This is a genomic window from Paenibacillus dakarensis (genome assembly GCF_001373415.1).
Lineage (GTDB): Bacteria > Bacillota > Bacilli > Paenibacillales > Paenibacillaceae > Paenibacillus_AQ > Paenibacillus_AQ dakarensis.
In genome coordinates this window covers 151,700-178,408 of sequence record NZ_CDSE01000084.1, presented here as the reverse complement: position 1 = coordinate 178,408, position 26,709 = coordinate 151,700, and the positions used below count along the sequence as shown (strand labels likewise).

22 protein-coding genes and 1 pseudogene are annotated in these 26,709 nt (G+C 44.0%); 17 read left to right on the top strand and 6 right to left on the bottom strand.

The features are described from left to right. The first annotated feature begins 6 nt into the window (after positions 1 to 6). The 5 genes from BN1234_RS17785 (at position 7) to BN1234_RS17765 (ending at position 6,127) form a co-directional block, all read left to right on the top strand. Positions 7 to 840, top strand: coding sequence for a class I fructose-bisphosphate aldolase (locus BN1234_RS17785; RefSeq protein WP_054957980.1), 834 nt, complete (start codon positions 7 to 9; stop codon positions 838 to 840). Positions 841 to 1,088: 248 nt separating this feature from the next. Then, positions 1,089 to 1,805 carry a response regulator transcription factor gene (locus BN1234_RS17780; RefSeq protein ID WP_054957979.1) on the top strand — a complete coding sequence of 239 codons (717 nt, stop codon included), beginning with the start codon at positions 1,089 to 1,091 and terminating at the stop codon, positions 1,803 to 1,805. Continuing rightward, entirely contained in the window at positions 1,792 to 2,793 is a 1,002-nt protein-coding gene (locus tag BN1234_RS17775) for a sensor histidine kinase (RefSeq protein ID WP_054958043.1), read from the top strand. Before BN1234_RS17780 ends, BN1234_RS17775 begins: the two co-directional genes overlap by 14 nt. A gap of 98 nt (positions 2,794 to 2,891) precedes the next feature. After that, positions 2,892 to 3,575, top strand: coding sequence for an ABC transporter ATP-binding protein (locus BN1234_RS17770; protein ID WP_054957978.1), 684 nt, complete (start codon positions 2,892 to 2,894; stop codon positions 3,573 to 3,575). Beyond that, positions 3,572 to 6,127, top strand: a complete 2,556-nt coding sequence (locus BN1234_RS17765; protein WP_054957977.1) for an ABC transporter permease — start codon at positions 3,572 to 3,574, stop codon at positions 6,125 to 6,127. The genes BN1234_RS17770 and BN1234_RS17765 overlap by 4 nt, the downstream gene beginning before the upstream one ends. A gap of 502 nt (positions 6,128 to 6,629) precedes the next feature. On the opposite strand, the gene BN1234_RS17760 is transcribed toward BN1234_RS17765, so the two are convergent. The 3 genes from BN1234_RS17760 to BN1234_RS17750 are packed head-to-tail and all read right to left on the bottom strand — an operon-like array spanning position 6,630 to position 8,469. Beyond that, positions 6,630 to 7,211: a TetR/AcrR family transcriptional regulator gene (locus BN1234_RS17760; protein ID WP_054957976.1), complete on the bottom strand. Its 582-nt coding sequence runs from the start codon at positions 7,209 to 7,211 to the stop codon at positions 6,630 to 6,632. A 23-nt stretch (positions 7,212 to 7,234) separates the two neighbouring features. Then, positions 7,235 to 8,020 (bottom strand): hypothetical protein, encoded by a 786-nt coding sequence (locus BN1234_RS17755; RefSeq protein ID WP_054957975.1) that lies wholly within the window; start codon positions 8,018 to 8,020, stop codon positions 7,235 to 7,237. Beyond that, positions 8,017 to 8,469 (bottom strand): VOC family protein, encoded by a 453-nt coding sequence (locus tag BN1234_RS17750; RefSeq protein ID WP_054957974.1) that lies wholly within the window; start codon positions 8,467 to 8,469, stop codon positions 8,017 to 8,019. Before BN1234_RS17750 ends, BN1234_RS17755 begins: the two co-directional genes overlap by 4 nt. Positions 8,470 to 8,829: 360 nt before the next feature. Between BN1234_RS17750 and BN1234_RS17745 the strand changes: the two genes are divergently transcribed. After that, positions 8,830 to 9,615, top strand: coding sequence for a copper amine oxidase N-terminal domain-containing protein (locus BN1234_RS17745; protein ID WP_054957973.1), 786 nt, complete (start codon positions 8,830 to 8,832; stop codon positions 9,613 to 9,615). A gap of 225 nt (positions 9,616 to 9,840) precedes the next feature. On the opposite strand, the gene BN1234_RS17740 is transcribed toward BN1234_RS17745, so the two are convergent. Continuing rightward, complete coding sequence (locus tag BN1234_RS17740; RefSeq protein ID WP_054957972.1) at positions 9,841 to 10,263, bottom strand: hypothetical protein; 423 nt, start codon at positions 10,261 to 10,263, stop codon at positions 9,841 to 9,843. Positions 10,264 to 10,799: 536 nt separating this feature from the next. Then, positions 10,800 to 11,624: an AraC family transcriptional regulator gene (locus BN1234_RS17735; protein WP_054957971.1), complete on the bottom strand. Its 825-nt coding sequence runs from the start codon at positions 11,622 to 11,624 to the stop codon at positions 10,800 to 10,802. A gap of 174 nt (positions 11,625 to 11,798) precedes the next feature. On the opposite strand from BN1234_RS17735, the gene BN1234_RS17730 reads away from it, so the two are divergent. The 7 genes from BN1234_RS17730 to BN1234_RS17705 all read left to right on the top strand — a co-directional run bounded on the left by BN1234_RS17730 (position 11,799) and on the right by BN1234_RS17705 (position 18,958). Continuing rightward, positions 11,799 to 13,097, top strand: a complete 1,299-nt coding sequence (locus tag BN1234_RS17730; RefSeq protein ID WP_054957970.1) for an alpha-glucosidase/alpha-galactosidase — start codon at positions 11,799 to 11,801, stop codon at positions 13,095 to 13,097. A 217-nt stretch (positions 13,098 to 13,314) separates the two neighbouring features. After that, positions 13,315 to 13,944 carry a L,D-transpeptidase family protein gene (locus tag BN1234_RS17725; protein ID WP_245640218.1) on the top strand — a complete coding sequence of 210 codons (630 nt, stop codon included), beginning with the start codon at positions 13,315 to 13,317 and terminating at the stop codon, positions 13,942 to 13,944. A gap of 156 nt (positions 13,945 to 14,100) precedes the next feature. Next, positions 14,101 to 14,658 carry a dihydrofolate reductase family protein gene (locus BN1234_RS17720; RefSeq protein ID WP_054957968.1) on the top strand — a complete coding sequence of 186 codons (558 nt, stop codon included), beginning with the start codon at positions 14,101 to 14,103 and terminating at the stop codon, positions 14,656 to 14,658. 289 nt (positions 14,659 to 14,947) lie between these two features. Next, on the top strand, positions 14,948 to 15,097 hold the full coding sequence (locus tag BN1234_RS22855) for a response regulator transcription factor (RefSeq protein WP_170308070.1): 150 nt from the start codon (positions 14,948 to 14,950) through the stop codon (positions 15,095 to 15,097). A gap of 3 nt (positions 15,098 to 15,100) precedes the next feature. Then, the gene (locus BN1234_RS22850; protein WP_245640214.1) at positions 15,101 to 15,682 is read left to right on the top strand and encodes a sensor histidine kinase; all 582 of its coding nucleotides are present in this window, start codon (positions 15,101 to 15,103) and stop codon (positions 15,680 to 15,682) included. A gap of 21 nt (positions 15,683 to 15,703) precedes the next feature. Next, positions 15,704 to 16,036, top strand: a complete 333-nt coding sequence (locus tag BN1234_RS22845; protein WP_245640213.1) for a sensor histidine kinase — start codon at positions 15,704 to 15,706, stop codon at positions 16,034 to 16,036. Between the two features lie 189 nt (positions 16,037 to 16,225). Beyond that, positions 16,226 to 18,958, top strand: a complete 2,733-nt coding sequence (locus BN1234_RS17705; RefSeq protein WP_306455090.1) for a DEAD/DEAH box helicase family protein — start codon at positions 16,226 to 16,228, stop codon at positions 18,956 to 18,958. Between the two features lie 329 nt (positions 18,959 to 19,287). Here the strand turns inward: BN1234_RS17705 and BN1234_RS17700 are convergent, their stop codons facing one another. Next, complete coding sequence (locus BN1234_RS17700; RefSeq protein ID WP_054957966.1) at positions 19,288 to 19,899, bottom strand: TetR/AcrR family transcriptional regulator; 612 nt, start codon at positions 19,897 to 19,899, stop codon at positions 19,288 to 19,290. 232 nt (positions 19,900 to 20,131) lie between these two features. Here BN1234_RS17700 and BN1234_RS17695 point away from each other — a divergent pair, with 232 nt between their 5' ends. The 4 genes and pseudogenes from BN1234_RS17695 (at position 20,132) to BN1234_RS17670 (ending at position 26,615) form a co-directional block, all read left to right on the top strand. Beyond that, the gene (locus BN1234_RS17695; protein WP_245640211.1) at positions 20,132 to 21,358 is read left to right on the top strand and encodes a cytochrome P450 family protein; all 1,227 of its coding nucleotides are present in this window, start codon (positions 20,132 to 20,134) and stop codon (positions 21,356 to 21,358) included. A 620-nt stretch (positions 21,359 to 21,978) separates the two neighbouring features. Beyond that, a pseudogene (locus BN1234_RS17680) lies at positions 21,979 to 23,415 on the top strand (glycoside hydrolase family 3 N-terminal domain-containing protein); the annotation flags it as partial. Positions 23,416 to 24,100: 685 nt separating this feature from the next. Continuing rightward, entirely contained in the window at positions 24,101 to 25,378 is a 1,278-nt protein-coding gene (gene codB, locus BN1234_RS17675) for a cytosine permease (protein ID WP_054957962.1), read from the top strand. Beyond that, positions 25,347 to 26,615: a cytosine deaminase gene (locus BN1234_RS17670; protein WP_054957961.1), complete on the top strand. Its 1,269-nt coding sequence runs from the start codon at positions 25,347 to 25,349 to the stop codon at positions 26,613 to 26,615. The genes codB and BN1234_RS17670 overlap by 32 nt, the downstream gene beginning before the upstream one ends. Positions 26,616 to 26,709 lie beyond the last annotated feature (94 nt).

The window sequence follows — 26,709 nt, the reverse complement described above, 5'->3', positions numbered from 1 at the left end:
AGGCAAATGTCAGTCACCGCAAGAATGAATCGAATGTTTGCTCAGGATGGAAAATGCTTCGATGTCGCGATCGATCACGGATTTTTTAATGAATTCTCTTTTTTATCCGGGATTGAAAACATGAAGCATGCGATCGACACCGTGATTCGGTCAAATCCGGATTGCGTGCAGCTGAGCATTGGACAAGCCCGCGAGTACCAGCAAATCCCCGGAAAAAACAAACCTGGTCTCGTTCTGAGAACGGACGCGGCAAATATTTACGGAAAGGAGCTGCCACGGCACTTGTTCAGCGAGTTGGCCGATCAGGCAGTCTGGCATGCTGTGCGATTGGATGCGGTTGCCGTATGTGTCAATCTGCTGCTGCTTCCGGGCCAGCCGGAGCTGCATCATCAATGCGTCACGAACATCTCCCGGCTGAAAACAGAATGCGAGCAATACGGCATGCCGCTCATGGTCGAACCGCTGGTTATGCTGCCAAATGAAGCGTACGGCGGTTATATGGTGGACGGAGATATCCGCAAAATCACAGCACTTGTTCGTCAAGGCGTCGAACTTGGTGCAGATATTATCAAGGCCGATCCTTGTGATGATGTGACTGAATATCATCGGGTAATTGAGGTGGCTTCAGGCGTTCCCGTGCTCGTAAGGGGTGGAGGCCGCGCAAGCGATGAAGAGATCATGCAGCGCACGGCGGAGCTTATGAAGCAGGGTGCTGCAGGAATCGTATATGGACGCAACGTGATCCAACATACGAATCCTGCCGGCATGACGACTGCGTTAATGTCGATCGTGCACGAAGGCACATCGGCAGAACAAGCGCTTGCGACATTGAATGGTTGAAAGTGAATTCAATAAGTGAGAATAATTAAAGTCGCATATTATGCGGCTTTTTATTTTTATGGTATAAAATTCTACTCATAACAAAATGTCAATTAGGATTCGAATGAAGTAGAATATATGGCGTTGTTTACTATGAGATCTTTGCCATGATGCAGGTAACAATTCTGCAGAATAAGGGTATAGATTAAATTGTCAAGATTACAATGGGACTGACAAACTGACAATCATTGAAGATAGGATGACTTGAAATGAATATTTTGCTTGTAGAAGACGATAAGACGATCGCTGATGGGATTCAATATTCACTGGAACAGGACGGCTTCACGACGATCATCTGCCATGATGTAGATTCAGCCAGACATGTCATTGCAGAGCGGCTGGAGCAAATTTCACTATGTCTGTTCGACTTGTCTTTGCCCGGTGGGAGCGGTTATGACCTTTGCCGGCTTGTGAAGGAGAGGAGCGATCTGCCAGTCATTTTCCTGACTGCGATTGACGATGAAGTCAATGTGGTGATGGGACTGGATATGGGGGCAGACGATTATATAACAAAACCATTCCGGATTCGGGAGCTCACTTCGCGGATTAAATCTGTACTCAGACGGTATCAGTACTCGCAGCAGGTAACCCAATCTATGCACTCAAAATCATATATCGAGATCGGCGATGTTCAAATCAGCACGCTTGAAGCGAAGGTATATAAGCAAGGGAATGAGGTTCCACTAACGGCACTGGAGTATCGCCTGCTGCTTATTTTTGCAAACCATATCGGGCAGGTACTTTCCCGGGCTCAGCTGCTTGAAGGAATTTGGGATATCGCTGGAGATTTCGTCAATGATAATACATTAACTGTATACATAAAAAGACTGCGGGAGAAGCTGGAGGACAATCCCGGGCAGCCAACACTGATAAAGACCGTCCGCGGACTTGGTTATAAAGTGGGTGATTCGCATTCTGCGCAATAAAGAATTTCAAAAGATGCTGCTGATTATGTGTATCATTACAATAGCTGGAGCATCGGCGGCTATCTTTTTACCCATACCTCCCGCTATCGTCGTTCTTGTGACTTCATTTCTGCTTATCTTTTGCTGCATACTCTTCTCTCGCTGGAGATACCGGGAAATGGAGAAGCTATCTGAATATTTGCGAACTATTGCCAGCGGGAACTATACCCTGGATGTGCGTGATAATACAGAAGGAGAAATGAGTATCCTGAAAAATGAAATCTATAAAGTGACGCTCCTGTTATCTGAGCAGAGCTCACTTCTTAAGCGGGATAAACTCCGGCTTACCGATGCCATATCCGACATTTCACACCAGCTCAAAACACCCCTAACCTCAATGCTGGTTATGGTGGATCTTTTAAGCCAGCCGGATATCCCAGACTCGAAACAGTCTGAATTTACCCGTAATATTCGTATTCAATTGGAACGCATGGAGTGGCTGATCACATCATTACTCAAGCTATCCAAGATTGATGCGGGTACGATCCATTTCAAGAAGGATTCGGTTAAAGTTGAGCAGCTGCTTCATAAGGCAGTGCAGCCATTGTTAATTCCAATCGAAATCAAGGAACTGTCAGTAGAGATTCATGGCAATCCGGAAGCAGCCTTTACAGGTGATCTGAATTGGACGGTGGAAGCATTCATTAATCTGCTGAAAAATGCGGTAGAACATACAGGTGATGGAGGAAGCATTGCCATTCATTATGGAGAGAATCCGCTGTTCACTGAAATAGAGATCACAGATACCGGGCAAGGAATTGCCAAGAAGGATTTGCCGTATATTTTCAAACGATTTTACAGAGGCAAAAATGCAGGCGATAGCAGCGTTGGTATTGGACTCGCCATGGCTCACAGCATCATTACCAGTCAGAACGGGACAATCGATGTAATTAGCCAGCCGGGGAAAGGGACGCAGTTCAGAATCAAGTTTTATAAAAGCGTCATCTAGCGAATCAAAAAGTGACTAGAATGTCACTTTGCCAGTCACTGAATAGTCATTTCTAAAGACTATACTGACTCTATCAATACATTAATGGAGGATTTGGCATGGAAATTCTGAAGATAGAGCATTTGTCTAAAATATATGGAAAAGGCGAAACAGTGGTCAAAGCCCTAGATGACGTATCTTTCTCGGTACAAAAAGGAGAGTTCGTGGCTATCATCGGACCTTCAGGTTCGGGGAAATCCACGTTACTGCACATGCTTGGCGGTGTAGATCGTCCGAGTTCTGGCAAAGTAATGATCGATAATACGGATATTTATAGCCTGAACGAAACCGAGCTGGCTGTATTTCGGCGCAGACAAATCGGACTGATCTATCAGTTCTACAATTTGATTCCGGTATTAACGGTAGAAGAGAATATGACATTGCCGATACTGCTCGACCAGCACAAGGTCGATAAGAAGCAGTTACAATCTATCGTTGATGCCCTCGGGTTAGATAATCGATTAAACCATCTGCCCAATCAGCTATCCGGCGGGCAGCAGCAGCGCGTCTCCATTGGCAGGGCATTAATTAGCAATCCGTCCATTGTACTGGCCGATGAACCAACGGGGAATCTCGATAGTCAGAACAGCAGTGAGATCATCGATATGCTTAAAATGTTCAATAAAACGCTGAAACAGACACTTATCGTGATTACTCATGATGAGAGAATCGCACTCCAGGCTGATCGAGTCATTTCCATTGAAGACGGAAGGATTGCCAAGGACGAGGTGATACGTCCATGAATATCATGGGTAAGCTGACCATCAGACATATGAGGCAGAACAAAAGAAGAACACTCGTTACCATCATCGGCGTCATTTTATCCGCAGCTATGATAACTGCTGTAACCACAATGGGTACCTCCTTCATCGATCTGATGAAGAGACAAGAAATCGCTATCGGTGGAGAGTGGCACGTCCTTTATGAGAAGGTGAATGGCAATCAGATCCATGCGATCAGACAGGACAGCGAAACCAAGTCGTTGTCCATCTCCAGAGATATCGGATATGCATCTGTGGAGGAGACTAAAAACCCGAGCAAGCCATATATGTTCATTAAGGAATACAATGACTACGGATTTCATCAATTTAACATTGAATTAACTGCAGGGCGTCTTCCGAAAAACGAGCATGAAATCGTGATATCCAAAGAGATTGTCGAATCCGCTGGAGTGAATTATAAAATTGGCGATACCATTACGCTAAACACCGGCGAGCTCTCTTCGATAGATGATCATTCTGGGGAGAAACTGGTAAACTTGAAGGGGCATACCTATACCATAGTTGGCATAATTAAGCCTCCGATATGGGAATCTGTATCAGGAGGTAGTTATTCTGTATTTTCGTATTTAGACGAGTCTGCATTAGGAGCTAATGACAAGGCGGATGTATCCGTTATTGTTAAGCATGTTAATAAATCTATCTATACTCATGCTGAGCAATTAGCGCAAGCAGCCGGTTTTCCGCAGGAACAGGTCAACTACAACAATGACCTTCTACGTTATTATGGAATAACGAATGATGACAGCTTAAACAAGACCATATATTCTTTATGTGCAATTATCATATCCATCATTATAGCCGGGTCAATATCGCTCATATATAATGCGTTTGCCATTTCAGTTACCGAGCGTTCCCGTTACTTAGGCATGCTCTCAAGTGTTGGGGCGACCCGAAAGCAAAAACGAAACTCCGTGTTTTTTGAAGGAGCGATCATTGGCTTAATCAGTATTCCTTTAGGGATTGCATGTGGACTAGCCGGCATAGGGGTTGGTTTCCATTTCATTAGTCCTGCATTTAAACAGGCGATTGACTCCACAGTGAACCTGGAGATGACGGTCACGCCATTACCGATTATCGTAACCATCATTGTCTCTGCACTCACCATCTTTGTCTCATGTTATGTGCCGGCCAGAAGAGCGTCGAAGATGTCATCGATTGAAGCAATCCGCCAATCCAGTGATATCAAGCTAACGGGCAAAACGGTGAAGACATCCCGGCTGGTTCGAGCCATCTTTGGCATTGAAGCAGAGATTGGTTTAAAGAATTTAAAACGCAATAAGCGCAAGTATCGGGCGACCATATTTTCACTCGTGATCAGCATTGTATTGTTCCTGTCTGTCTCTTATTTCTCGAATAACTTAAATAAATCCGTGGAGATGACGCAGAGCGGTGTAAATTATAATATCGAGATTGACAGCAGAAGCGGGGAGCTGGATGCCTCATTTGTACAATCGATTGCTAATTTGAAAGAGGTCGAGGAGTATTCAGTAATGAAACGGGCTAATTTCTTTAGCTGGATCGATAAGGATGCGATCGCAGATCGCCTTAAAGAATTAGCAAAACAGGATGAGAGTATTCTGGAGAATAATAAGTATCTATACAATGCGACTCTTAGCGCGCTTAATGACCAGAGTCTCAAAGAATATACGGCCAGAATCGGTGCGAGCTATGAAGAGCTAACCGATCCGGAGAAGCTTAAGGCTATCATTATCAATCAAGCCGTTTACACAGATGAAGCCAAGAAGAAATACGTAGAGTCCGAAGCAATTCATTCCATGATCGGTGATAGACTTGATCTACTGCCTGAAGGTGAGGACCCTCAGAAGAGAATCAGGAAGAGAACGATCGAGGTAGCTGCTTTAACGGATCAACGGCCTACCGGAATCGATCATTCCTGGCCAGGCCAATTGAACATCATCGTGTCTGAAGCCGTCATGGATCACTTATTGGCTGGAGATTACAGTCGTGTATATGGACAAGATAAGCTGTTTCTTAAGAGTGCGGATCCCATGAAAACCGAAAGCGATATTGAAAAATTGAATGCATTGGGTAACTATTACATCTGGAACCTTTACAGCGATCAGGTGAGAGAAGAACAAATGTCCATGCTAGTATCCGTGTTTACTTATGGTTTTATCCTGCTAATCACAGTTATAGCGGTAGCCAATATTTTTAACACAATCTCAACCAGCATCTCGCTGCGCAAGCGTGAGTTCGCCGTGCTCAGGTCCATTGGCATGACACCGAAGAGGTTTAGTAAGATGATTCACTATGAGAGTATTTTCTATGGCTTAAAATCGCTCCTTTACGGATTACCACTTAGCCTTGCTGCTATGTTCCTGATCTATCTTTCATTGATGAATTCCTTCTCATTTCCGTTCCAATTACCATGGATGAGCCTTGTGATTGTGGTTATTGGGGTATTTATTATCGTTGGATCTGCGATGATCTATTCCAGCTCCAAGGTGAGGAAAGAGAATATCATTGAAGCCATTAAGCAGGAGAATATCTAGGTCGTTTGAGACCATCCGAGATGGGGGGATGAGTCGATTTAACTGTCGAAACGATAACTATTTTGCGATTACCCAAGAAATAATTAAGTATTTAATGCATTAATAATAAAATGTTTAATCTCATTAATTAATAACGATTTATGGCATTAACAAAAGATGTAGTTAATGGCATTAATTTATCATAATCAGAGGAGAGAAGGGTGCCAAGCAAGGGGACTAAGGGCCTGAAGACTTTTCGACCCGTACGGTGAGCTGGATATTGTCATGTGGAGCGCAAGAACTGAGTTTGCCGGAAAAAACGGAGATTATGGTTGAACAAAGTGAGCAGTGAAAGGGCCGTCACGCAAAGGTGTAGTTCAAAACTTGCCGTTACAAACGGTGCGGTGAACTGCATCATAAATAAAGGTAAGCCTTAATAAACAGAGTGGACAAAATTATTTTGTCCACTCTGTTAACCAGCATTATGCACTTCTTGTAATCCTTTAAAAGTTAAACCGAATTATTAGTTGAAGCCTTTCAGAAAAAGAGTAATAACGGACATCGTTTCTTCTAACGATTGGCCGACATCTTGGCTTTGCGCGATCCATAATGCGGATTCATTCAGGGCACCTGAGAGAAAATGAGTCACTGCGTCTAAAGGTACCGGTTTAAGATATTCTTGCCGCTGCATGAGCTCTAACTGCTCGCGCAAGTGTCTCATCGAGTTTTCTTCATCCATTCTTCGCCAAGCTTCCCACCCCAAAACAGCCGGACCATCAATAAGCAAGATTTGTCTGATCTGAGGTTCAACAGCCGCTGAGACAAATGCACGGCAACCCAAAATCAGTTGTTCCCATACATCATCGCTCTTGGATGCTTCCGCTTCAACGTGTTGTCCTATTTCCGCTTGAACAGATTCTAACACGGCTTGAAATAAACCCTTTTTGCTGCCAAAATGATGGTAGAGCGCACCTCGTGTTAACTTTGCCTCAGCTGCGATTTCTTCCAATGAGGATTGCGCATACCCGTACTCTGTAAAGTGCTTTCGGGCTACGGATACCAGTGTGACAATGGTTTCATACGCATCATCTTTGCTTCTTTTCATAGTAGTATAATCTCCTGTATTCGTTATTTCTTAACAAGCTTTAATAGATCAATTGCATTCCGATCACCCGACTTAACCAGGGACCTTAAACCATGGTGAGCAACCCTGCCAACACGTATATCATCTTGTTCAATTCGATCCCTTAACCAATCGAGCGTTATCTCTTTGTAATCCTTTGATAAATCATTCAGATGATTGGCCACAGATTTTCTCACATAAAGCGAAGGGTCGTTCAGTAAACATTCAAGCAGGGTCAAATTATGCGCGGGGTCACCTTTAAGTACTCCAATTCGTTTTGCCCAAGGAAGGCGAGGTCGTGGACCTTCAGATACCAAACGGCGGACATGAAGGTTCGGGTCGTGTTGCCAAAATTCCAACAGCTTTATACTATCATCCGGATAACGCTCCAGGAAAGGACGTAAAGCATATTCGGACGTGTGCCGCTTAGTAATCTCATACAAGGCGTTCATGGATATATCGAAATACTCTTGACCGTATTTTTCTACGAAATAGGCGACAGGCATCAAAAAATAGCCATTCGTAAACATCCCTTGTTCGGTTTCATTCTCGGGACCCAGAATCTTGAGCAGGATAAGCAAAGCTTCCGGGTAGCTCGAAGGCAGCGTTATCTGAAGTTGTTCTGCAATGACAGCAACTCGCCCCTTCAGTTCAAGAGGTTCTGACTTCACGGCAACAGCATTAATGAAAATATCTGCGGGGAAGTCGGGATAATGCGGCTGTATGAGACTGGAGAGGCGTTCTGCCAGTTCTACCCCAAAATAGTGCTTAAGCGGCATAGTAGCAGTCATCGATTACTGTCTTCCTTATCCAGCCATAGCTTCTCATTGTACTGCTCGCTATATTCGTCGGAAGGAGGGATGATTTTAATGACATCAATCAATACTCCGTTTGGATCGCTTGTAATAAAATGTCGTTGTCCGAACTCTTCATCTCGAATATCGAGATGCAAGGGCAGTTGCTCATATTCTATAAGCCTTTTATACTCCGCATCCACATCATCCACTTCAAAGTTAAGAATGAGACCGTTCACGGCATTTCGGAAAGTTACAGGTACGGTAGGATGTCCAGACTCCAGGATAGCAAGTTCGAATGCTGTTTCATTATCCCGGGACAATTGCAGACTAACATACCAATCCGCTTCAAATACAATCTCAAACCCAAAATAATCTTGATAAAATTTAGCGCTTGATGCCACCTGATTTGTCAAAATAACCGGATAAAAACTGGATATCTTCATCGCCAATTCTCCTTTTTTTGTTAATAATCACACTTTAACATACATACTGTATGTATGTAAACAAAATACGAGTGTCCTAGCTATAATCGTTACAAATATTAGAGTATCTTCTATGGAATAAAATCGCTTCTTTACGGATTACCACTTAGCCTTTCTGCTATGCTCCTGATCTATCTTTTATTAATGAATTCCTTCTCATTCTCGTTCCAATTACCATGGATGAGCCTAGTGATGGTTGTTATTGACGTATTCGTAATCGTTGGAAAGACTGACTTTCTCGTAATCCGTTGGTAATATTCCGCAACATTATCTATTAAAATTGCGTTTATCTTACTAATTGGAGCGTGGAAGGAGCCATATATGAAAAAAACAATTATCGCACTCACACTTTCTTTAGTATGCACCTCTTTGATCAGTAATCCGGCTATAGGCTTTACCAAGCAATTTCCCGATACGATTGATAACGGAAAAATTGAAAATTCACGCGTTCTGATTCCATTACGTGCTGTTTCAGAAAGCTTACAATCCGAAGTGATCTGGAACCAGGCAGCAAAGAGCATTACGATTACCTGTGGCAAGCGAGAGCTAAAGCTGCGTGTTAATTCGCGCACTGCCTTTTTAAATGGCGCTGCTATCAGTCTCGATATCCCAGTGAAGATGGAAGGCGGAACAACTTATGTGCCAGCCCGTGTCTTTGCTAAAGCCTTTGGCGGAACAGCACTGTGGTCTAAACAAGAACGAAAGGCGACCATTACAATCGGTCTGGAGCAGGTCTTTATCTATACAGAGCCGCCGAAGACTACGAGAATAGGTCAAGATAGATTAGATGAACTTAATGCAAGGATCAATGAAGCCACCGATCTCACAAGCTATTCGCAAATTCGAACACACTTCAGACCTTATTTCACAGACTCATTTATAAACAAGATCATTCTGAACAATGGCATTACTAATAACGCTGCATTAACAAGTAAGGCCAATATTACCTACACCAGTACCACAGCAGCCAGAATGCATCAATCTGCTTACCTGGAAAGCGGTCCTGTCAATCTGGAGCTCGTCGATCGTTATATATTCTATAAATTTGTTGATAACCAATGGAAGGTAGACGATGTGAATGTGGGCAGACAAATTATAGAGCCATAAAAGATTGCTGCCCATTACAATTGTTGAGGACGAAATTCTTAAACGATGGAAAAATGAAAATTATGATCCGAGTAATGAATACACAAAAGAATCCCCTGAAGGATTATCAATTGAGGATATAATTAATACAAAACACTGAATCGGCTCATGTCTTGTCCCGAATCAAGGGCAAAGAAATGAGCCGATTTACAGATTAGATATGTATCTAACTATGTTTTCATTAAGCTAAAGGTATGACTCGATTACTTTCTTTAAATCTTGATTGATTATGGAATTGAAAGGCCTATTAATTAACACTCTTCTCTGATCATTTAAGATAAGTACGGGATAATAATTCACGACCGGACTTCTTCTTACTTTTATTTCCTCATATTCGATATGGCTAATCTGTTCTTTTGGAATTGAAAATTCCTGCCCCTTTAAAGTCAAAACAATCGTGTTTTCATAGATTGAGAATTTTTCGCTTCGTTTAAATAGAAGCAGGTATAATCCGACGAGTATTAACACGCCTCCTATTACCATTAACATCGTTTTTGCATAGATAAAATTTGCGCCGACAATGGCCAGGATTCCCAAAAGAATAAATACGATCCCATTCTTGTTGGTGTCGGTCTTACCGGCATACAGGAGTTCCCCAAAATCATTCAAGCTTATTCCTCCCAGACGTTTATACAGAGATACCATTTTAATCCTATTGGGTTAATTGTACCAGTAACGATGCTATTATGCGGTAAGTTTTTTAGACAGAACTATGCACGTACGAACAGGAATCGATTCAACATTTCTTCTAAACTGAAAATGAAAGGAGATGAGAGCTAGTGGAGCCGCTTAGATTGCTTCAGAAAGCAATTGATTACGTGGAAGAGCATCTGCAAATGCACATTGAAATCGACGATATCGCAAAGGGAGCAATGTCATCGAAGTATCATTTTCAGAGGATTCAAAGCGTTTTCTCGAATCTCTTTTCAAATTCAAATTAAAGGGGAAACCATCATCAAGAAAGACCCATTCACGGAGATACCGGAATTCGTGGAAGAAATCTGGAGAAATGGTACACATGATCGGATTAACAAAGCTGTAGGCAGACCTGCAGGTTCTCTGTTAAACGGGATCCCGGTTAGAAGAAAGGCATAGCTCTAATTTAATGGGCCGCTAAATTAGCGGCCTAAAGCACATGTGAATACCTACAGCTTGCTTCTGAATACATTTGGAGCCATGCCAACGGTTTTCTTGAACATTTTTGAGAATAAGAAAGGGTCGGTATAGCCTACAGAGCGGGAGACATCACTGACCGAAAGCTCCGGGTTCTGCAGCAGCTCCGAGGCACGGCTCATCCGATACTCCAGAAGAAAGGCTTGAAGTGATAACCCGAACCGCTCCTTAAACAAACCGGACAAATAGCTCCGATCCAGACCGATGAAACGGGCAATATCAAGCACGGTGATTTTTTGGCTGTAGCTGCTTTCAATGTATTGAATAGATTTTTGAATGTAATCTTCATGGGAATGGGTTGTCTTTCGTCCTGGATGAATCTCTGGTGAGGAACTGATGATATCGGCCATAATGCGATAGAGAATACTCAAGCCGCGCACATCACTGCCACGAGTACCAAATGTAGATTCCAGCTCTTCAAAAAAGTAATCCAAACTGTGTGCAGGATACACTGTAAATATAGGCCGCTTCATATCGATATGAGCCTGCTGAAGCAGTGGCTTGACATTTACACCCTTGAAACCGACCCAAGAATAAACCCAAGGGTCGGTTTCGTCTGCTGTGTAGTGAACAAGCGTATCCGGCATGATGACAAATCCCTGTCCTGCTTCAAGCTCATAAACCGATTCCTTGGTACGAAATACACCACGCCCACTATGGATGTAATGCAGAATATATGTATTCCGCAATCCAGGGCCCCAGTTGTGACCGGGCTCGCATTTTTCCATGCCGAAAAACAGTAAGCTCAGATCGATCTGCCCCTGAAGTGCAGAAAATGTAGTATTAAATATCTCCATAAACCGGGTCTCCCTTATGTTTTTATCTATTATTCATTATATTATATCAGAAAAGATAAAATGGGATTATGACATGCAAAACCAGCTTTTTTCTATGTCCTCTGAGCAGGGGGGGAAGTATAGTTAAGGAGAAGATCTAGCCATTCTATTACTTAGAAGAAAGAGGTGTTTTTCATGTCGAAAATTACGTTTATAGGTGCGGGAAGTACGGTCTTTGTTAAAAATGTATTGGGTGACATCATGACAACGCCGGCCTTGCAAGGCTTTGAGCTTGCCTTGTTCGATATCGATCACGAACGGCTGCAGGATTCTGAACGCCTTTTGAACAGCATCAAAGCTACCCTCGGCAGCACTTGTGTCATTAAAGCATATACCGATCGCAAAGAAGCGTTGAGAGGATCCAGGTACGTCATCAATGCGATTCAAGTGGGCGGCTATGATCCGTGTACGATTACAGATTTTGAAATCCCGAAAAAGTATGGCTTGCGCCAAACGATAGCCGACACGCTGGGAATCGGCGGTATTTTCCGCAATCTGCGCACCATTCCCGTAATGCTGGATTTTGCCAAAGACATGCAGGAGGTTTGTCCGGACGCTTTGTTCCTCAACTATACGAATCCGATGGCCGTTCTGACGAACGTTATGAATACGGTTGGCGGGATTAAGACAGTGGGGCTTTGCCACAGCGTTCAAGTTTGTGTGCCCCGTCTGTTCGAGTCGCTGGATATGGACCCTACAGGTGTGGAATCAAAAATCGCTGGTATCAACCATATGGCCTGGCTGCTCGAAGTGAAGAAGGACGGGAAAGACCTGTATCCGGAAATCAAGCGCCGCGCGGCCGAGAAGCAAAAGGAAAAGCATCATGATATGGTGCGGTTCGAGCTGATGCTGCGTTTTGGTTATTACGTGACCGAATCCTCTGAGCATAATGCAGAATATCATCCGTATTTCATTAAGAAGAATTATCCGGAATTGATTGAGAAATATAATATCCCGCTGGATGAGTATCCGCGCCGTTGTGTTAATCAGATCAATGGCTGGAAGGAAATGCGCGAGAAAATCTTCGCAAGCGAGAACATTGAGCATAAGCGTTCCAAGGAGTATGCCTCCTATATTATCGAAGCAATCGAAACAAACATTCCTTACAAAATCGGCGGTAATGTGATGAATACGGGCCTTATTACGAACTTGCCGAAGGAAGCGTGTGTCGAGGTGCCTTGTCTCGTCGATCGTTCAGGAATCACACCGACCTATGTTGGAGATTTACCTCCTCAGCTGGCTGCATTGAACCGGACCAATATCAACACCCAGCTGCTTACTATCGAAGCTGCCGTAACGGGCAAGAAGGAACATATCTATCATGCGGCCATGCTTGATCCGCACACGTCTGCAGAGCTGTCCTTGGATGATATCGCAGCTCTCTGTGACGATCTGATTGAAGCGCACGGCGACTGGCTTCCAAAGTTCAAATAATTATCTATATAGCAGCAGAACAAAGATGACGCCAAGGGGTGACTTGGATGTCATCTTTTTGTTTGTGATCACGTAAGAAAGGAGGAATCAAATCAACAGTCTGTATAAAAAGTTGTAATTGACTAAATATTAAAGATGTTTGTCAAATGAAAATAACTAAACACGGTGAAAACACATGATCCCAACAAATCATAATTTTTTGCTAATTCTCTTGGCTATGCTAGGTGTGTTTCATTTAACCGCTCCTGCCTTGCCAATTATACAAGATCATAGCAATCTTGAGATTGAAATTTACCCTGAACGTCACAAATTACTTGTAAGAGAACAGGGGCAAGTCATTAAGAGCTATTCCGTATCCGTTGGCAATCCATCAACACCAACTCCGGTCGGAGATTATAAAGTTGAATATAAAGGAACGAATTGGGGACCCGCATTCGGACCTCGTTGGATAGGATTAAATGTACCATGGGGCAATTATGGAATCCATGGTACGAATAAACCCTTTTCAATTGGTCAACATCTTAGCCATGGTTGTATTCGGATGCATAATAAGGATGTCATCGAATTGTACAAATTAGTTCCGGTTGGAACTAAAGTAACGATTTACGGCCATGTGCTTGGAGAAATTTATCAAAACCCGAGGGATTTAGCTGAAGGGGATGTTGGCGGAGATGTGCAGCTTATTCAGTCCCGGCTAAAAAGCGCAGGATATTACAAAGGGAAATGTGACGGGAAGTTCGGCTTTAATACAACCGACTCACTTAAGAGATACCAGCGGGATCATCACCTTATTCCTAATGGTGTTGTTTCTAGAAAAGTATATGAAGAGTTAGGGTTGATTGAATAGTAGGTATATGAAAGTGCCGTATAATTTACGGCCTTTTTGTTTTATACAATTAGATCATGTGTTAAATGGATGACCCTGTTTTTATTAATATGACATATGGTGACATATTTAAGAGCTATAATGGGTGCAGTAGATTAATGAAAGGGGAAATAAATCATGAAACGAAGTGTAATTTTAGATTTAGCAGTTACTTTAGACGGTTATATTGAAGGGAAGAATGGTGAAGTGGATTGGTGCATTATGGACCCGGAGATGGGGTTTACTAATTTCCTTAATCAAATTGATACGATTTTATATGGCAGAAAAAGCTATGATGCATGGGGACAATACACGCCAGATATGGCACAACCGGATTCGGAAAAAGAGTTTTGGGAATTGATTCATAGTAAAGAGAAATATGTGTTTTCTAGGACACAAAAAGGGACAAACGATAAAGCAACATTTATAAATGATCATATTCTTGAAGAAGTTAATAAATTAAAGAACAAGCCTGGTAAAGACATTTGGCTGTATGGTGGGGCGAGTCTTATTACAACTTTTATTAACTTAGGACTTGTTGATGAATTTAGACTATCGGTTCATCCTGTAGTATTGGGAGAAGGGAAACCGCTGTTTGTGGATATAAAACAAAGAATAAATTTAAAACTGGCTGATTCTAAATCGTTCTCCTCAGGCGTTGTACAACTCATTTATCATTTAGATGCGAACGAATAATATCACAGTTTCCAAGTGAAATAATCGCGTGTTTCGTATGAACAGCGGCAGTCTAAGACATTAAGATCTAGTCTTGGACCGTCGTTTTTTCTTCAGGTACATATCGGTTTCCCAAGGTAACGAGGTCCTGCGAATGAGTGAGTATATGTGAGATAAGTCCTAAAAACCCAGGGAAGGGCAGGATCGTTCAATCATTTCACGAATACTCTTCATACGACATGATTTACGAAGGTTCACAGAGAAACGTGCATGTCGAAAGGGAAGATCCTTGGACAATGGAGTGAATGCAATGGGTGCAACAATAAAGATATTGGTTATCGAAGATGATAATGAAATCAATCAATTATTATGCGAAATCATAACCAATAGCGGATACGTACCTCAGCCGGTTTTTTCCGGTACAGAAGCTTTGTTGTATTTGGCAAGTGATCAGGAGTAGAGCATGCTATTACTCGATCTGATGCTTCCCGGTCTTGGCGGGGAAGAAATCCTTCGGAAGTTAGGACCGGATCGGCAAATGCCGGTTATCATTATATCAGCTATAAACGAGCAGCAGTCCAAAGTCGCCGTTCTGAGAATGGGAGCGGACGACTACATTACAAAGCCTTTTGACGTGGAAGAGGTAGCAGCCAGAATCGACATCCATCTCGGCAGATATAGACGTCCAGCAGCGCCAAATCTGATCCATCAATTGACGTACAAGGACATTCAGTTGGATAGCGATACGAAGGCGGTGACGGTTAACGGTTCCGATGTGGTCCAGACGGACAGGGATCGAATACGCAGTGATCACGAATTGAGACAAGCGATCGCAAATATGTCCCATGATTTGAGAACTCCGCTAACAGCTATAATCGGGTATACCAAATTATTAGAAGTCAGTTCTGTCACGGATGAGAAACGACAGGAGTATTTGTCTATTATCAGAGTCACTGCTGATCGATTACATACATTAATCCATGAATTCTTCGAGTTGTCTCTTGTGCAGTCTGCAGAGTATCACCTTAATCTTGAACCAACGTAAATAAATGCATTATTGTGGGAAGTGCTGACCGGTTTCTATGATCAATTTATTGAGAAACAAATAGAACCTGACCTACAAATAACGGATGAGTTACTGTTTGCTGACGTAGATTCGTCAGCAGTCAAACGTGTATTCGAAAATCTAATCAACAATGTGATCCGTCACTCGACAGGCACCGTTACGATTAGCTTGAAGGAGAATGAGGGGAACATAGTGCTTATCTTCAAGAATGAAGCAGACAACTTGAGCGAACAAGACATAGACAAACTGTTTGATCGCTTCTATACAGCGGATAGTTCAAGATCCAGTCGAAGGACTGGCTTGGGGCTGTCCATTGCTTATAGTCTCTGTTAAAGATGAATGGGCGATTGACTGCCAGGCTCAAAGATGGATGCTTGGAGATGAGATGCGAATGGAAGAGAAGTGGAAGTAACCGTAAGAATAACTCCTGAACCGTATACTTTTAGGGTAACTATAGTAAACTCTAAAGTATAAAGTTAATAGAATTAATCATGAGAATGAATTGAAGTGAGGTGAACTGCCATAGAGACCCAGCTGAAAGCATTTCCCGAATATATTAAATTTTGTTATCCGTGGCGTTCCTATCAGAAGCGGATCTTGGATCGATTGGACGAGCATTTACATAACCGTCATCTTCACCTCGTTGCGCCTCCGGGCTCAGGCAAAACTGTGCTGGGCCTGGAGGTCATGCTTCGCATTAATCGGCCGACGATCATATTAGCACCAACGTTGACAATCAAGGAGCAGTGGGCAAACCGTTTTATGGAGCTATTTATGAATACGGACCAGTCCCCGGATTGGTTATCGACTTCTATACATAAACCCGCCATGGTTACAATTACAACTTATCAGGCTGTACATGCCGTTCTAAGTGCATCAGAGAAAAAGAACGAGGAAGAGGATGAGCTTCAAGAAGATACAGATGAGGCAGTATCGGAAGACCAATTGGAGCAGTATTCAGAGTCATCGGAAGCGATGGAGACCATCAAAAAGCTGAAGAAGCTGGGGATACACACCGTCATTTTTGATGAGGCTCATCATTTGCGCGTGTCCTGGTGGAAAAGCGCTGTTCATTTGTGTTCGCTGCTGGAACAGCCGACCAAAATTGCACTGACGGCAACGCCACCCTATGATGTGAACCCGAATGAGTGGCAGCGTTATATTGAGCTGTGCGGTCCGATTGATGAGGAGATAAGCGTTCCGGAGCTTGTCCGCCACGGAGAATTATGTCCACATCAGGATTACATCATGCTTACACCTCCCGAGAGGAATGAAGCGGCCCTGATCCGCGAGTTCCGCAAGCAGGTTGCAAGGTTGATAGATGAAATCATCCAGGATCCGTTCATGACAAAGCTGATCACGGGTCATCCTTGGATAACTAATGCAGAGTCCCATATGGAAGAAATATTATCTTCTCCAGCATATTACTCAAGCATGGTCATTTACTTGCGTGCAGCAAGGCAGCCGGTGTGGCGGGATGCAGTCAAGCTGCTGGGGGTGAAGGAGTCGGATACGCCTCATCTTAGCGAAGAATGGCTTGAAGAGCTGCTGGGCGGGATACTGTTCAAAGACGCACATATGGATACCGATAGCCCGGAGCTGGTAGAGCTCCGCAGACGCCTCAGCCAGCTCGGCATGATCGAGAGGCGGAAGCTATATTTGAGGTCTACACCAACACTGGACAAGATGCTGGTACATAGTGTGTCAAAGCTGAAGCAAATCGAACGGATTCTAGATTTTGAAAGGTCGGTGCTAGAAGACGGGCTCCGTATGGTGATCCTGACCGATTATATTCGAAAGGAAGATATGCCGAAGCAAGCGGGGGATGAGCAGCCGCTTCAGCGCCTAGGGGTTGTCCCGATTTTTGAGACGATTCGCAGACAGCTTAAGAAAGAAGAATCAAGCAAGCGGGAGTTGCCCATTGGCGTTCTGACCGGATCTCTTGTGATTTTGCCTCAAGAAGCAGCAGCCTCGATGAGAGAGATGGCCAGCCAAAGCGGAATCACGCTTACGGAGCGGCCGATCGCTCATGATCCCAATTATGTGTTGATAGAGGTACGAGATTCAAATCGATCAACCATTGTCGAATGGGTCACGGAGATTTTTAACAAAGGCAGTGTCCGAGTTCTCGTCGGTACGGCTGCGCTGCTTGGCGAAGGCTGGGATGCGCCAAGCATCAATTCGCTGATTATGGCCTCCTACGTTGGCTCCTTTATGCTGTCGAATCAGATGCGGGGTCGGGCGATTCGTTCACAGCGCAATAATCCGGACAAAACGGGAGCGATATGGCATTTGGCCTGTGTCGATACAGATCTTGCAGACGGCGGGGAGGATATGTCGTCTCTTGCCAGACGTTTTAGGTCCCTGGTCGGTTTGTCTATTACGAGTGAAACGATAGAATCCGGCATGGAGCGCATGGGTTTAGCGCAGGGACGGTTGTCGGACAGAGGAATTGAATTGTATAATGCTCAAACGTTAGAAAGGGCTAGGAAGAGACATTTACTCAAAGAGCAGTGGACCGCTGCCATTTCAATTGGGGGATCGATGACCGAAGAGTTGAAGATTGATCGTAAGAGTGTTCCGAGACCTGTAGTGTATCCTTATACGATCAAGGCGGTTCTGATTTTCGCGTTAGTTCTGGCTTTAGAAATCTTTTTTGATATAGCTTCATCGCCTCAGTTGCTGTATTCGGATACCCCCGGTTGGATCAAAATCATTATTCCTGCCGTCTTGGCGGCTGTCTGCGCCAGTCCCTGGATTTATAAGGCTGTTAGAATGATGCTGAAGCATCAGACACTGGATCGAAGCATAGGCGTGATCGGATTTATTGTATACAGCGTTCTGCATGAAATGAAGCTGGTCCAGCCCTCGCCAAGCATTCATCTAATCGGAACTCAAGAGGAAGAAGGCAGGGTTGTATGCTGGTTGAAGGATGGAAGCACACATGAAAAAACGCTGTTCTTGAATGCCATGCAGCAGCTGCTCGGTCCAATTGAAAATCCCCGTTATCTGATATACCGCACATCACGGCGATGGTTCGGTCAGACGCAGGATTACCATGCTGTTCCGGAAGAGATCGGGCGCCGCAAGGAACATGCCGAGCGCTTTGCCGGACTGTGGAGAAAGAATATCGGACCAACCGAGCTTGTGTACACCCGAACTCCAGAGGGCCGCACCAAACTGCTCGATGCCAGAGTAAAATCCCTGACATCGATGTTTGTTGCTAAATCCGAGCGGATCAGCGCTTGGAGGTAAGGCAATGGTCCCATTGAAAGTCGCTATTTTAGCGGCTTTTTTTAATCGGTATAAGTACTTGTCCTTGGCTTGGAAAGTAAACCAAATGAATTCCTGTTCTATCTTGTGAAGCGAAGAATAATAGTTTTTTTCCAATCGTACATGAAAGGAACGCCCTTCATGTACGATTTTTTTAGATCCGTTATTCGAATGATTGTGCCGTGAGGTCCTCCTGCAAGGAATTCGTCTCGGATATGCTCTTTGAACATGAAGAAATTACGTTAGATAAAATTGGTTGTTTTACTTTAACGCATGGTTGCGAAAAGAAATTGGGCTTTAGCAGCTTGTGTTCATACTTTTAACGGTTCAAGAAACAGCTTTTTCAAAATTTGAAATTGCTCGTACTCATCTACCCGAGTCTGAAAAGCGCTAATACCGTGTAGCATCGCCATCTTTTTGGAGAAGTTGCCAAACACGTTCATCATGGTAATCAGGATATTCACCGTATGTCCCTCGGTTCGTACTGAGCCATCCTTTTGTCCTAGTTCGGCCAACTCGGTAAAGAGGTTGATCAATCTGTCGTACTGGGCTTGGTACAACTCGATGTCCTCCAGCGGTTCCTTGGAAAGCGCTACGTAACATTCAAAGGCTTCGATCAGCTTGGAACTGCGCTGATGCTCTGCTTGCTGGAAGAAAATGAGTGCATCGAAAATACGCCCCAGTTTGTCATAGCACGTACCGTCGCCGCGAATAATGTCCTCAAATGCCTTGATCTCGTCCTGAACGATATCTGAGGCAACGGCAACAATCAGCTGCTCCTTCTTCGGAAAGTAACGAAATATGGTAGCAACCCCCAGGCTTGCTTCATGGCCTATTTGTTGCATCGTAGCCTGGTCAAATCCTTTGTGGGCAAAAACAGATTTTGCAGCTTCAATAATGCTTGCGCGCCGCTTTAATCGCAAATCGCTTCGTTCATGCTCAAGTCGTTCACGGGGTTGGATGGGAAAAACCTCCTTGTATCTTTAACTCAAATCATGCTACCAAACTGCGAAGATTTCTGTCAACGAAGACTACTAACGATATAAAGATGAAAATTAATTTAAAGGTACTTCAGACATTTGAAACTAGGACCATTTAAATGATAGTGTTAATATCGTGGTGATATCAATACTATCAAAACTAAGGAGGAACACAGTGTCAACTAAAGATAATTTGAGCCGTTCCAAGTCCGATGTTGATTTTTTGGATCATTCCTTTATTCAACAACCCTTCCCGGTTTATGCTAATTTGCGAGAGAACGAGCCCGTTCATCGTTTCCTACTGCCAGGCGGACAATACGCCTGGATGGTATCCCGTTATGAAGATGCAATGAAAATTTTACAAGACGATCGATTTGTCACATCTCATCCTTATCTTGGGCAGACGGGGAAGGAGCAACCACCGCATATAGAGATTATTTCGCACAATTTGCTTAGCGTTGGCCCCGAAGACCATCGTCGTCTTAGACGATTGATCCAAAAGGCATTTACACCTCGAATGATTGAGCGTCTGCGTGGCAGAATTGAAGATATAAGCCAAGAATTGTTAGACAAGGTGCTCGCTTCCGGGAAACGTGACATCGATTTAATTGAGGAATACGCCTTTCCACTACCTATTATCGTCATCTGTGAGATGCTAGGCGTCCCTCTGGAGGATCAGGACAAATTCAGAATGTGGTCCAACACGATTATGGAGGGCGTTAGCAATCCTCATATGCATCAAGAGATGGATGACGTTATGAGATCCTTCGTGGAATACCTACAAGAATTAATTGCAACTCGCCGAATTGACTTAAAGGAAGATCTCATTAGTGATCTTATCAGTGTTGAGGAGCAAGGCGATAAGCTGACCGAGCAAGAGCTGTATTCGCTTGTATTTGTATTGATCATAGCAGGGCATGAGACCACGGTAAACCTGATCGGCAACGGCATGCTTGCCCTTCTGGACCATCCGGAACAGAAGAGGCTATTGATGGAGAACCCTGATTTGATTCAATCTGCCGTGGAAGAGGTGTTGCGATTTAACGGACCTGCAGAAGTGAGCAATATCCGTTGGGCAACCGAGGACGTCGAGTTGGATGGGAAGTTAATTCGTCAAGGTGAAATGATGCTGGTTGCTTTGTCTTCAGCAAATCGGGATTCAAGGCAATTTGACGAGCCGGAAACGTTTGATATCACTCGAAAAATCAATGACCATATTGCCTTTGGTAAAGGGGTGCATTATTGTCTTGGAGCACCGCTTGCCAGACTTGAAGGGGAGATTGCCATTAACGATCTCCTTCGAATGCTGCCTAATATTCGGTTAAACACCGACCCGCGCCACCTGGAATGGAGAACTGGCATGATCATTCGTGGCCTGAAGGCTTTTCCGGTAGCATTCTGAAAAATACATGAACAGACTCCTTGACTGACAAAGTTTGAAGTCAATTATTTCAAATGAGATTCAGCAGTACTTTTTTTTAAGTGTATCGGCAATACAGGACACTCCTCAATTGTAGAAGACGATCAGGTTGTCAAAGATCTTCCTACTGTCGAGTCCTTTTTGCAAGAGAAGCGGTTATAATACCATAACTATATAGAGAAGGAGACTGTTTACATAAGACGGTCTCCTTTTTAGCATTTCATCGGGTAAGATATAGCAAGCTGGAGTTGATCATTTAAGTGGAGAAGTACAATTTATTACTGCATCAAGTAGTTGAATATATAGTCCGAATCTATAAGATTTTTGTACAGTTACAACATTTAAGAAGACAAGCAGAACCAGTAACCAATTTTGATAAAGGTCCGAAGGAGCCTTTTACATCACTGGCAATACATTTACAATTAATATCTATCCTCAAGCGACTTACATACATAGATGCGTTCTTCTTTATTTTGGTGAGACGGAAAATACAATAATATACTTCCAAAAAAACAATTGTTTTACCATAAGTTTAAATTAGATTAATGTATTCTAAAAAGTAAGGGGTATCATTTTAAATAAATACCATCGGAGGAGTGCAAATGGATCGATATATGAAAGAAATTATCAGTCAGATGACCCTGGAAGAAAAAGCAGAGCACTGCTCGGGCCAAGATTTCTGGAATACTAAATCAATTGAGCGGCTTGGTATTCCTTCTATTATGATGACAGACGGGCCGCACGGGCTTAGAAAACAAGAGGGTGATGTGGATCACCTGGGATTGAACAGGAGTGTGCCGGCTACTTGTTTCTCTTCATGAAGCGGCCTAGCCTCATCCTGGAATCGTGAGCTCGCTAACACCATGGGAACTGCAATCGGACAGGAAGCATCAGCAGCGGATATTTCTATTGTTTTAGGTCCAGGTGTTAATATCAAGCGTTCTCTGCTGTTTGGCAGAAATTTTGAATATTTTTCGGAAGACCCGTATTTATCGGGGACTTTGGCAGCCAGCTATATTCATGGTGTACAAAGCCAAGGTGTAGGCACATCAATAAAACATTTTACTGTTAACAATCAGGAATACAAGCGGATGTCGGTTGATGCGGTGGTGGACGAAAGAACATTGCGGGAAATTTATCTAGCCAGCTTTGAATATGCCATCAAAGAGGGAAAGCCATGGACCGTTATGGCAGCATATAACAAAGTAAATGGAGAATTTTGTTCTGAGAACAGCCGATTATTAACAGAAATTCTTCGAGAAGAATGGAAGTATGAAGGAGCAGTGGTGTCAGACTGGGGAGCTGTACATGAACGTGACAGGGGGCTTGCCGCTGGACTGGATCTTGAGATGCCTTCCAGCAACGGAATTGGGAGCAATAAAATCATGGAAGCCGTTCAATCGGGCAGGATGAATGAGGATGTTCTTGATCAGGCGGTGGAGAGAATTCTAACGCTTGTATTTAAAGCTGTAGAAAGCCGTAAAAAACCTCGAGCAGTTGATCTGGAGGCGCAGCATCTTTTGGCCAAAGAGATTGCCAGAGAATGTATGGTTTTGCTTAAAAATGAAGACGACATTCTGCCTCTGAAGAACGAAGATTCAATCGATGTTATCGGTGCATTTGCCCAGAAGCCGAGGTATCAGGGTGGTGGTAGTTCCCATATCCTGCCGACAAAACTGGATAATATCTATGAAGAAATGCTGAAAACCGCTGGCACTAAAGCTAATATCCAGTATGCGGCAGGATATTCATTGGACCAAGACGTGGTTGACGAAGAACTGATTCAGGAGGCCGTGAAAGCCGCTAAGGAGGCGCGAGTAGCGGTTATTTTTGCCGGGCTCCCAGAACGCTATGAATCCGAGGGGTTCGACCGGTAACATCTCCGTTTACCGGAAAGTCACAGAACCTTAATTGAAGAAGTTGCAGAGGTACAAGACAATATTGTTGTTATACTCTGTAATGGCGGACCGATTGAAATGCCTTGGCTGGATAAAGTAAAGGCCGTGTTGGAAGCATACCTGGGCGGGCAGGCCTTGGGTATGACGGGAATCTTAGAGAAATATTTATAGAGCAGCACCTACCATCAATATGTTGACGGAATGGGACAACGATTCTATACATGCCGGATTTGTCCGCCATCCGTAAATCGACCTATCCGTTTCCATGAAATCGGAAGTAGCCATAGAACCGTTCAAGTATGCTCCAGGAGGTTTTGTCTCGATCGTTGCGCAGGAAGACGGACTGAATTTACTTTATTTAGAGAGTCGGAATGGATTATTTAAAACGGAAAGCATAGATGCGCTATTGGCTGAACACGTGTGGAACATCACCTCAAGAATGTTACTATAATTACAATACATGGAGTTAAGAGCGTTTTTGTTGGGTGATTTGAGGATGCTCCTAACATCTTATAACAACGCCTTCACGAATCAACGACTCAAATTATAATTGTTGGATAATAATAACGTTGACAACTGCAGGCTTTTTACAAAATAATAGAATGCAATTGAATACTGGTACCTTTAAATCAGTCCAGAGAGGCTGGCAAGGGCAGCGGATTTTATAATCACGCGTGATTAAGTGCATATTCCGTCAGGAGATGCTCTATGTCTTCGCGCGGGTTATGATAAAAAAAAAGAGGCTACTTGTCAGTTTGAACTTGACGAGTAGCCTCTTTTTTCTGCTTTTTTTGGTATCAGAACACTTTAAGCTGGAGGTATTCTGATGAGCAAACAAGATCAAGAGTTTTCATGGCAAGCAGTGCCGAAAACGCAGAGAAACAATTTTAGAAAGACGTTTTCCGTCATGCTGGCGTTCACTTTCTTTTCGGCAAGCATGCTGGCAGGGGGAACGCTCGGAGTTAGCTTGACGTTTATGGAGTTTATTGGAATCGTTTGTGGGGGTAATTTGATTCTTGGCATCTATACAGGAGCACTGGCACATATCGCTGCCAAAACGGGTCTTTCTACGCATTTGCTGGCCAAATACTCATTTGGTGAGAAAGGGTCATACCTGCCATCGTTCCTGCTAGGCTTCACGCAGGTCGGATGGTTTGGTGTTGGTGTAGCCATGTTCGCAGTACCAGTCGCTAGGGTGATGGATTGGAACGTGTACCTGTTGATCTTCTTATTTGGTCTCGCCATGACAGCAACGGCCATCTTCGGAATCAAGTCGCTCGTCATTCTAGGCTATATCGCGGTTCCCGCAATTGCCATTCTAGGAAGTTACTCCGTGCTCGAAGGAGTAGGCACGATGGGCGGTCTGCAAGGATTGTTCGATTATACGCCGGCAGAGTCGCTAACTGCGGCAGCAGCTTTAACCATTTGTATTGGATCATTTATTAGCGGAGGAACGTTGACACCCGATTTTGCGCGGTATTCTCAGACATCCCGACAAGCGGTTACCGCAACAGTAATTTCGTTTTTCCTAGGGAATTCACTTATGTTCCTGTTCGGCGCAGTAGGCGCTATGGCTTATAACTTGTCAGATATCTCGGAGGTTATGTTCCTGCAAGGCTTGACCATTCCCGCGATCATCGTTCTGGGGCTGAATATCTGGACGACCAACGATAACGCCCTATACGCTTCCGGATTGGGTTTCGCCAATATCACGAAGGTTTCTAAAAAGTTTTTCGTCATTGTTAACGGCATCGTGGGTACTGTATTTGCCATGTGGATGTACAACAATTTCGTCGGTTTCCTGAACGTCCTAGGCGCTGCAGTACCTTCCATCGGGGCTATCATCATCGCGGATTATTTCTTTGTGAAACGCAGAGCCTATAAACCATATGCCGATATGATTTTCAAAAAAGTAAACTGGATAGCGATGGTGGCTTGGGCCATCGGCGTTGCTTTCGCCCAGCTGGCTCCGGGAATTACGCCATTGAATGCATTGATTGGTACGGCGGTGCCTTACATCCTTTTAATGCTGATCGTTCCAGCTAAAGAATTCACAGAAAAGGGGAAAATAAATGATTATACAGAACACAAAATTGCGGGGTAAAGAAGGTTTATGGAATATCATCGTGAAAGACGGGAGGTTTGATCAAATTACGCAGTCACTGGTATCGACTGAAAATGAGGAAATCATTGACGTAGGCGGCTCGCTTGTGCTGCCGCCGTTCATTGAACCACATATTCATCTGGATACAACGTTAACGGCAGGTGAGCCGGAATGGAATTTAAGCGGAACACTGTTCGAAGGCATTCAGCGTTGGTCAGAACGCAAGGCATTCCTGACGCATGAAGACGTCAAAACGCGCTCCAAAACGGCACTGAAGTGGCAGATGGCACAGGGAATCCAACATGTACGGACGCATGTGGACGTCACCGATCCAAGCTTGACCGCTGTTAAAGCGATGCTTGAAGTGAAAGAAGAAATGGCACCGTACATTGATATTCAGCTTGTCGCATTTCCGCAGGAGGGCATTCACTCCTATCCGAACGGCGTAGAGCTGCTGGAAGAGTCACTGAAAATGGGTGTTGATGTGGTCGGCGGCATTCCACATTTTGAATTCACAAGGGAATATGGCGTTGATTCGATGAAGGTCGCGTTTGACCTCGCCGAAAAATACGACCGTCTCATCGACATTCATTGTGATGAAATCGATGACGAGCAATCCCGTTTCTTGGAAGTCGTCGCCAAGGAAGCCTACGAACGAGGACTGGGCTCCCGCACCACGGCAAGCCACACGACAGCGATGGGCTCATACAATGACGCATATACGTACAAATTGTTTAGATTACTGAAGATGGCGGACCTCAATTTTGTCTCGAATCCTCTGGTTAACATCCATCTGCAGGGACGCTTTGACACGTATCCGAAAAGAAGAGGACTGACTCGCGTTAAAGAGCTACGTGAAGCCGGTCTTAATGTCTGCTTCGGTCATGATGATATCTTTGATCCATGGTATCCGCTCGGCACAGGCAACATGCTTCAGGTGCTGCACATGGGCATCCATGCTTCACAGCTGCTCGGTTATGATCAAATCGTGAATTCGATCGATCTTATTACGAAAAATAGCGCAAGAACGTTGCATATTGAGGATGTGTACGGTATTGAAGAAGGTAAGCCTGCCAACTTCATCGTTCTTGAAGCAGAGAACGAGTATGAGGCCATACGCAAACAGGCCGCAGTGCTTTACTCGTTCAGAGACGGCCGCAAAATTGCGGAAACGAAGCCGCGGGACACGTCGATCGTTCTTGAGGGCGGTTCGGAGAAGGTCACTTTCAATAAATAATCAAATGGATTATGCGATGCATCAATCATAGCTTGCGTATTAGGCGAAAATCCCCTCATGGTGGACAGGGCAACAAGAGATCATGTAAAAATGA